This is a genomic window from Paenibacillus zanthoxyli JH29 (assembly GCF_000520715.1).
Lineage (GTDB): Bacteria > Bacillota > Bacilli > Paenibacillales > Paenibacillaceae > Paenibacillus_AQ > Paenibacillus_AQ zanthoxyli.
In genome coordinates this window covers 1-8,774 of record NZ_ASSD01000386.1, presented here as the reverse complement: position 1 = coordinate 8,774, position 8,774 = coordinate 1, and the positions used below count along the sequence as shown (strand labels likewise).

Annotated in this window: 9 protein-coding genes; 5 read left to right on the top strand and 4 right to left on the bottom strand. The window is 48.4% G+C overall.

Going from position 1 to position 8,774, the window contains the following annotated elements; translation table 11 throughout:
- The 3 genes from L691_RS0114420 to L691_RS0114410 all read left to right on the top strand — a co-directional run.
- Positions 1 to 1,417 (top strand): sensor histidine kinase (locus tag L691_RS0114420; RefSeq protein ID WP_025691197.1); only part of this gene is annotated, 1,417 nt, incomplete at its 5' end.
- Positions 1,418 to 1,583: 166 nt separating this feature from the next.
- Positions 1,584 to 2,150, top strand: coding sequence for an FAD-dependent oxidoreductase (locus L691_RS0114415; protein ID WP_025691196.1), 567 nt, complete (start codon positions 1,584 to 1,586; stop codon positions 2,148 to 2,150).
- Between the two features lie 359 nt (positions 2,151 to 2,509).
- Positions 2,510 to 3,121, top strand: a complete 612-nt coding sequence (locus tag L691_RS0114410) for a DUF1349 domain-containing protein (protein ID WP_025691195.1) — start codon at positions 2,510 to 2,512, stop codon at positions 3,119 to 3,121.
- Between the two features lie 205 nt (positions 3,122 to 3,326).
- On the opposite strand, the gene L691_RS0114405 is transcribed toward L691_RS0114410, so the two are convergent.
- The 4 genes from L691_RS0114405 to L691_RS0114390 form a co-directional block, all read right to left on the bottom strand.
- Positions 3,327 to 4,064, bottom strand: a complete 738-nt coding sequence (locus L691_RS0114405; protein ID WP_232229189.1) for an HAD family hydrolase — start codon at positions 4,062 to 4,064, stop codon at positions 3,327 to 3,329.
- 53 nt (positions 4,065 to 4,117) lie between these two features.
- A complete protein-coding gene (locus L691_RS0114400; RefSeq protein ID WP_025691193.1) occupies positions 4,118 to 5,155 on the bottom strand; it encodes a zinc-dependent alcohol dehydrogenase in 1,038 nt (345 codons plus the stop codon).
- Between the two features lie 13 nt (positions 5,156 to 5,168).
- Positions 5,169 to 6,413, bottom strand: coding sequence for an aspartate aminotransferase family protein (locus L691_RS0114395; protein WP_025691192.1), 1,245 nt, complete (start codon positions 6,411 to 6,413; stop codon positions 5,169 to 5,171).
- Between the two features lie 106 nt (positions 6,414 to 6,519).
- The gene (locus L691_RS0114390; protein WP_025691191.1) at positions 6,520 to 7,728 is read right to left on the bottom strand and encodes an MFS transporter; all 1,209 of its coding nucleotides are present in this window, start codon (positions 7,726 to 7,728) and stop codon (positions 6,520 to 6,522) included.
- 219 nt (positions 7,729 to 7,947) lie between these two features.
- Between L691_RS0114390 and L691_RS0114385 the strand changes: the two genes are divergently transcribed.
- The gene (locus tag L691_RS0114385; protein ID WP_025691190.1) at positions 7,948 to 8,187 is read left to right on the top strand and encodes a transposase; all 240 of its coding nucleotides are present in this window, start codon (positions 7,948 to 7,950) and stop codon (positions 8,185 to 8,187) included.
- Positions 8,188 to 8,287: 100 nt separating this feature from the next.
- On the top strand, positions 8,288 to 8,695 hold the full coding sequence (locus L691_RS31345; RefSeq protein WP_232229188.1) for a hypothetical protein: 408 nt from the start codon (positions 8,288 to 8,290) through the stop codon (positions 8,693 to 8,695).
- The last annotated feature ends 79 nt before the right edge of the window (positions 8,696 to 8,774 follow it).

Genomic DNA, 8,774 nt, shown 5'->3' with positions numbered 1-8,774 from the left:
GTCCCGGGGAGCCGCTGCGGCAGGCCCGCAGGACGGCCCGGTTCCTGGCAGCAGCGGCGCAGATGCCGGTAGCGGAAATCCTGTGTCCCCCGGCGCCGTCTCCAACAACGGCAGCGAAGCATCTGGTCAAGCCAGCGGCGGAGGCGGTCCGCGCGTCATATGGGGCGAAGGACGGCGCCCCCTCCTGCTGGATGCCCATACGATGATCGCCCTGTATAGGACCGACGGCACCTTCACCGATCTGCAGGCGGAAACGGCGGACGAAGCGTCCGCTCCCCGTATGACCGACGAAGAATATAATGAGCTGCTTGCGCATCCCGTGTATAGAGTGACTCGCGATTACAAGCTCCTGACCGCCGAAGACGGAACCGAGCATCTGGCCGTGTTCATGATTCTCGGCCATCCTTATCATCCGACTGGCGTCCTGCAAATGACAACGGATACGGCTTCGCTGCGCAGCGTTATTATGAGTCAGCTGTTGATCTATGCCGCTCTGTCCGCAGCGGCTCTGCTGGGCGGCTCTCTGCTGTATTTGCCCGCACTCCGCAGGACTCTTGTGCCGCTGTCCAATATGGGCAGAACCGCCCAGGTGATCGACGCCGGAAATCTCGATGTCCGGTTCCTGGCCTCGCAGGGCCAGACCGAAATCGACCAGCTGTCCCATTCCTTCAATGCGATGCTGAAGCGGCTTGAGACTTCGTTTCAGAGTGAGCGGGAAGCCAAGGAGCAGATGCGCAGATTTGCGGCTGACGCTTCTCATGAGCTTAGGACGCCGCTGACCTCCATTCACGGTTTTCTGGAGGTGCTGCTGCGGGGAGCTGCGGAGAACAAGGAGCAGCTGTATCATGCGCTGCGCAGCATGCACGGCGAATCGAAGCGAATCAACAAGCTGGTGGAGGATCTGCTGCTGCTGTCCCGGATGGATGGTGCCCCGCAGCTTCATGCCAAAGAGCTTCGATTGGACGAAGTGATCGGCGAGATGCGTCCACAGCTTGAGATGATTGCCGGAGACCGCCAGTTCATCTTCGATATCTCCTGCGGCATAAGCGGTATTTACGATTCTGACAAGATTAAGCAGGTGGTGCTGAATCTGTTCCAGAACGCGGTGCAGTATACCGACCCCAAGACAGGCAAAGTAACCGTCTCCCTGCAGTCTATCGGCTCCCGCGCGGAGCTGACCGTGCAGGATAACGGAATCGGCATCCCTGCGGAGCATATCCCCCATGTGTTTGACCGATTTTACCGCAGCGACCCTTCCCGCGCCCGGAGGTACGGCGGTTCGGGGCTCGGACTGTCCATATCGAAATCAATAGTTGAGGCGCATGGCGGAGAAATCGGCGTTGCCAGCGCGCCGGGCAAAGGCACATCCTTCCGGGTGATCCTGCCCTGCTTGCAGGCACTGGCAAAGAACCAGTAGCTAACGATATAATAGATAGCGACAATAGAAACGAAGCTGGGTTTCCTGGGCTGCCATTTCAAGGAGCCTATGCTCCGCAAAACTTGGCCCGTGCTTTCGAAGCGAGTTTTGCTGCGTTGCCATTTCAAGGAGCCTATGCTCCGCAAAACTTTTAGGAGGTTATCATATGTACGATATCGCTGTAATCGGAGCCGGTCCTGCCGGGGCAAGCGCTGCGCTGTTCGCCGCCAAGGCCGGCAAGAAAACGCTGCTGATCGACAATGACAAAGGGATGACCCGCAGAGGCTGGTACGAGAATTACTACGGCATTTCGGAAATTGGCGGACCCGACCTCGTGGAGACCGGGCACAAGCAGGCGGTGAAGTTCGGAGCGGAGCTGATCGCGGGACAGGCGATCTCTATCAACAAAAGCGGAGACGGCTTTGCTATTGAAACCGATAGCGGCGCAGCCTATGAGGCCAAGCATGTCATTCTGGCTACCGGCGTGCTGACGGATCTGGCCGTCCAAGCGGGCGTTGAAACGAAGGACGGCACCGAGCCGAGAATCAAGACCGTTGTCGCCGTGGACGCTTCCGGCAAGACCAACATTGAAAGCATCTGGGCCGCAGGCACCGTTGCCGGAGTCAGCGTGCATGCCGTCATTACGGCGGGCGACGGCGCGAAGGTAGCGATTAACGTCATCAGCGAGCTGAATGGCGCGAGATATGTAGATCATGATGTGCTGAAGGCTTAAGCACAAAACTCTTAGGACCAAGAGCCCCGTAGAAATAATAGATACATTGGGTTGACAAAAAGAACGTCCCGGGCATTGTGGTCAAGTCCCCGTTTATAGACACTGAAAAAACACTGGAAACTGGCGCCGGTACTTAACCGTCGTCAGTTTTTTTATAGTCTTCGCTAACGGTCAGAAAAAAGAGCAGGTGTGTCTTCATGCTGGAGCTTGCTGCATGCAGTTACTATCCGTAAATAGATAATATGGAAGAATCAATATGTTTTATATCAATTATGGTGACTATGTAATTAATTTTACGTATAATTGAGGTATCAGTCACAAAAAACATCACGTTCAATAAAGATGAAAGAAGGAATAACATGTCTGAGAAGAAGATATCTTGGTCGGAAGGCATATGGCTGACGGAGCCGTCATTTTGTTGCGAAAAGGAAGGTACCCTCGTCGTCGAGGCGTTGAAGGGAAGCGATTATTGGCAAACTACAATGTACGGATTTCAACGAGATAATGGTCATTCGCTTCTTGTCCCATGGAGCGGCGAAGATGCGGTTGAGGTTAGTTTCCACTTGACCGGCTTCGATAATTTGTACGATCAAGCCGGACTAATGCTATGGAGTCATTCAAGCCAATGGATAAAAGCAGGAGTTGAAATAAACGATGGAATACCGCATGTAGGCGCTGTCGTAACCGCGGGTTTTTCAGATTGGTCGCTTTCCCCGGTTCCTGAGTGGGAGGGAAAGATCATAACCATTCGGGCATCCCGGCTGCGCGATGCGGTAATTTTGAGAGCGCGGGCGGAACATCATCCTTGGAGAACCATCCGCGTCTGCCGCCTGCAACCTGAGGAAAATTGGCAGGCCGGCCCATATCTATGTGCGCCGACGAATGCCGGTCTGCAAGTTGTTTTCACCAGGTGGGGCTGGGCTACGCCCGACACGGATGTCCATATGCAGCCTATGGCTGAAGATGCTTAGTGCAATACATTCATAAACCGCTTTTTCTTTCTAAGACTAAAAGATCTTCCCTTTTACTCAAGGAAAGACCTTTTAGTCTTTTTAGTATAAGCTTCGCGTTTATCCATGACTATAAATTTCTACGAGAACCGGATACCGCGACTGAAGGAGAACTCAGCGATTCTTCCTGTGAAACGGGTTTCTGTTATAATTCCATGCTGAGTTTTTAGAGCAGCTTTTCAAAAGCAAGTTGTGAATGGTATCCAACCGGCAAGGAATTTCTGATTGTCCATAATTGCTCATAACTTGTAATCACGTGATCGGCCAACGACAGATCCTGACGGCCTGATCCGGGATTCTGAAAACCTATGCACCGCATATCGGCGCTTTTAGCAGCTTGTACACCATTACGCGAATCTTCGATTACGAGACAGGAAGAAGGTTCAACACCCAGCAGTTTGGCAGTATGAAGAAAGATATCCGGTTCGGGCTTTCCGTGTTTAACTTCCTCGCCTGACACCCTTATGTCAAAATACCGCCCAAGACCTGTCTGATCCATAATAAGCTCAATCAGCGCCCGGGGAGAGGATGAAGCAACGGCAACCGGAACTTGTCTTTCTTTAAGCCAGTTTAACCACCGGTCCGCATCAGGCATGAATTGGAGATTATTATACGATGACAGTGTCTTAAATACGTTTTCTTTATGATAGGATACCACCTCGTCTATAGTGGCCTGTATTTGGTGCTTAACTAGAACCTGCCGCCACATGGATTCCAGCGTGACGCCCACATAGGTATGATGCTCCTCCTCGCTTACAGCAGCACCGAAGTGGACAAAAGAGCTTTTTTCTATCTCAAAATAAATAGGTTCACTGTCAATGAGCACGCCGTCCATATCAAATAGTACAGCCTTTATCGAAGCTTCTTTCCAATCGGGTTGCCTCAAGGACCTCATAGACTCCATCAAGATCCCTCCTCTGGACTTTATATATATTTTATAAAATATTCAAAGATAGATCAGTTGGATTGGAGAATAACTTTAATCGCTTTAGATGAGGGATTCAGCGTTCGTTCGTTTAAATCGCATCCCAAGGCGTTAAAGGCTTCCTTATACTGATTTAACGGGAAAGTATGAGTAATTATTTTTTTCCCGGGAATAATACCTTGTTCGATCAAGTAATGTGCTGTCGCAAAAGTTCCCAATGAATCAATGGAGCCGATAATTTTAAGGCTGCGGTCAACCATTTCCTTCGGATTAAATGTGCTTGTCCCGTCTCTCAACCCCATAAGCATTAAGTATCCGCCATGTGCCAGATTCGATAAGACCTGTGTGCCGACAGCCCCTGTGGTATCAACAATCAGATCCACCTGTTGCCTCTCAGGAGCCAAAGCCTGAACGGCTGTCTCAAATGATTCGTGTACCTGCCAGCGTTCGGGGGCGATCGAACCGGCTATAGCTAAACGGTCCTTTGAAATGTCCACCAAACAACCCGTAACGCCTTTGGACGCAAGGGCATAGCTGTACAGAATGCCAATAGGCCCCGCACCCAGAATAATGGTTCTGAAATTAGGAAGAAGATGAATCTGATTAATCCCGGTAAGTATACAGCTAAGCGGTTCGGTCAAGGTAGCTTCCTCATAGCTAATATGATCTTTTAATTTATACAGGAAACGGTCCTCGGTAATATAATAATCGGTAAATGTACCATCTGCGCTTACGCCTGTTTCTGTTACGGATTTATAGGTGCAGTGGTTCTCCCTGCCGGTTCTGCACATCTCGCAGTGTCCGCAGTAATAAGTGGGATTGATCACAACACGGTCACCAGGCTGAAGGGTATCTACCGCCTTACCTACACTGATTACTTCTCCCGCGGATTCATGACCGAGAATGACGGAAGGCACCGCGTGATACTTTCCGCTTATAATCCCCAGATCCGTACCGCACACGCCAGTGGCCCGGATGCGAACCAATACCTGATTATCCTTTGTGAGAGCTGGTACGGGTCTTTCCTCAAGAACAACATCCCAAGTCGATTTATAAACTAAAGCAAGCATTAAAAACCCTCCTTTAAATGTATTGGACGCTATGAATAACCGATTCCAGTTTTTCTACAATTTGAACGAGTTCATCGTCTGTAACCGTAAGGGAAGGTCTCACTTTCACTACATTACCAAATCCATATCGCGATCCTCTCAAGATAAGATGTTGATCGGTGAATGCCCGCTCAATAATCGCATTGGTTTTCGCCACATCAGGCTCTCCTTCGCTATCAACAATTTCAAGGCCCCACATTAATCCAACCCCGCGCGCTTCGCCAATGCACTTGTATTTGGCGGCGAGTTCACCCAACAAATCGCTTAATATCTCTCCTTTCAACTTTACTTCGTCGAGAAATCCCGGTTCAGATACAACCTCCAAGGTGGACTTAGCAGCGATTACAGAGATGAGATTGCTTCCGGAAGTAAAAGAATGCTCATGCTTCTCGAGCACATCCAAACGGGATTGCATTAATACGGCCGCGACCGGTACCCCTATCCCGCCAAGACCTTTTGCAAGTGTTATGATATCGGGTTGTATATTAAAAAGTTCGCTGGCATACATATAGCCTGTACGGCCTATTCCGGTTTGAACCTCATCAGCAATCAGAATTAAATTATATTCATCACACAACTTGCGAAGACGCTCAAAATATCCGACGGGTGGAACAATATTCCCCCCATTTCCCAGAATCGGCTCAATAATTATACAAGCGACCGAGCCTGAGCTCGCATATTCGATATGATCGGAAATGGCTTCTATACATTGGAACCCGCAATTGGGCTGTGAAGAATGAAAAGGGCATCGGTAGCAGTAGGGAGCCGGTACATGCACGGAATTTGCGGCAGCCGTATTAGGAAATTTTTTACGGCGGAACGCGTTTCCTGAAATGCCTGTCGCAAACTGGGTTTGGCCGTGATGGGATAGGAACAAACTGATAATATCCGAGGACCCGGTATACTTCTGTGCAATTTTTGTTGCACATTCGTTAGCGGTAGACCCTGTAATATCTCTCATCCAGCCGGCATTAATCCCATTAGGAGCCCATTCTGCTAATTGCCCCAGTACTTCATTGACATACGGTTCGGTAAAAGTAGAGGACATATGAGAAAGATTCCCGACTTGTTCCTGTACCTTCTCGACAACATAAGGGTGGTTATAGCCTAACGAAAGATTGAAGGTACCGGAAACACCATCCAAATACTCCACGCCTGAATCATTAATCAACTTAATCCCTTTTCCATATCTGAAGCGGCTCGTTGTTAAGGTTTGCATACTCTTCCCTCCAATGTATGAATGTTCGAATTACGGGCTATGTGGGCATCCCCTCCTTAAATGAATCAAGATGAGTAACAAAACGCTTGCGGCAAAAAAAGTTCCCTTATATGTCATTACCTTGGTGGATCAAGTGGTTTCCCATCGGCTGGTTCCTGACCTTCCATTGATGCGTGAGCCCTATGGACAGGAGTAACACACCGCTAAAGCCTGCCAATATCCAGACGGAATGGATTGCGGACCATTCGCTCATGCTCCATCCGATGAAAAATTGTAGAACAGCCCCGCCGATTCCTCCTGATGCAATGAGGATACTTGTTGTTTTCTCCGTCATGCCCGGAATCAACGAATTAGCGTAGACTAGAGCGATGGAGAATAGCCCCGACATAAATAGGCCGATACCGAAAATAAGCAGATAGGTAACCCATTCGCTTGAGACTGCGGCCATCGCAACGATAAACAGGAGTGTGCCAACCGTACTCCAGAACAAAAATGGAGTATACCGGACCGATTCCGCAATTTTCCCAACAAACAAGCGTCCGATAACCATGGCGACCCAGAGGATCGTAACACTTAAAGCGGCAACGGATTCTTTAACTTGGATGGTCTCTATCAAAATAGATGGAAGAAAATTCATCAACCCCAGCTCCAGACCCATATATACAAAAAAGAAAGCAACAAAGAGGGTTAGAAGAGGGATATGTCTGCCGGTATAGCGGATTTTTTTCGGTGAATCTCCAGAACCTTCCGAACCCGGGTCGCGAAGCTTGCTTGAACTTGCCGCCGGCATCGTGATCCACATCAGCATCAAGATGAACGTTATTGCCGAGATCGTGAAAAAAGTAACTTGCCATATCCCGAGGGTGATATACAAACTTACTATGGCTGGAATCAGCAGGGCGCCAAGCCCGAAATATACGTCTAATTTTGTCATGGCGACAGCTTTCTGCTCTTCCGCAAATTCAATCGTAAACGCTCCGATAGAGGATTCAATAATACCGGACCCAAATCCAACCCCTAAAGTCATCACTACGACCCAAATCCAAGGAGGTAAAAACCCTATGACCGTGTATGCAACAATTATGCTGAGCAGCGCAAACGCAAGCATCCATTTCCTGCCCATTCCGGCGGACATCATTGGAGAAGCTAAAACACCGACCAAAAATCCAAGAAATTGCAAAAATAATAAAGTTCCGCCATCACTGTAAGCACGATCATAATAGGACAAAAGAACAGGCAGAAGGGACCCCAAGACGACACTTGTAATTCCGATTAACAAGTAAAATCCGCAGCTCAAAACAAAAATTCTTCTCAATGATCAGTCCTCCAATATGTAATATTTTTTTAAAAATGTAAAAATATATTGGACCACACATATAATTTATACCAATTGACTCGAAATGTACATGCTTTTTTTGTAAAAATTTGTACGATAGCGCTAATTAATGCCGTTTTTTTAACATTAGGGGAGGATATGGAGATGGCTTCCGTGGCCCAAGTAGTGAACGGCTTCCGCTCGAGCCAATCCTTATCAATGAAATTGGACTCTAATAATCACTCGGTATTCTCCCTGAACTACCATCTTATCCTTTGCAATGCCTGTAAGAGTGCCAGCTCTCGCCTCATCAAAAAAGACTTTCCCGAAGTTAAAACGAAGCTGTGGAAAGAAAATTATTGGTCGCAAAGCTTCTGCCTAACTACTGTGGGCGGCGCTCCTTTTGAGGTATTGAAGGCGTACATCGACCATCAAGGGAAGGAGGCGAAAACCAGATGATCCGATGTGTCAAAACACCGTTTCACACCTCCAAATTGGATTTGGAACGGCTGTTTACGTGCAACCGGATTTCAGCGGAAGTTTGAATCAGTGTCTATCGGTGGCTAAAGACTATGCCCTACAGCATGGTGGAAAATGGATCGGAAAAACGGAACTTCAAGCGGCATTGAAGAATCAGTTTCCTTTGCATTCGCAGTCTGTACAGGCGGTCTGCCATAAATATCTCTTTGCCAGAGACAGCGCAAAACATGCCAGAAAGCAAGGTCTGCACACCAAATATCCTTACAAAAAGAAGAAGTATTTAGCTACACCAGCCAACAATGTCCTTGTTGCGGTAGAAGAAAAAAGACACCCACCCGAAACTACAACTGTTCCTGCGGCTATACCGAACACCGGGATGTACACGGCAGCAAAGGGATATTATCTAAGTATCTGCATGGAGATATCCGTTACTTGGGCGAAACAAAAGAAATCAAGTATCTACGGATCGCGTAAGCGTATGAAGTAGTAGAAGGTGAGTTCCCACCCACTTGGACAAGTATCAAGTGTTACTTACTGAACCCTGCCGTTAGATTTCCGCATTCAGC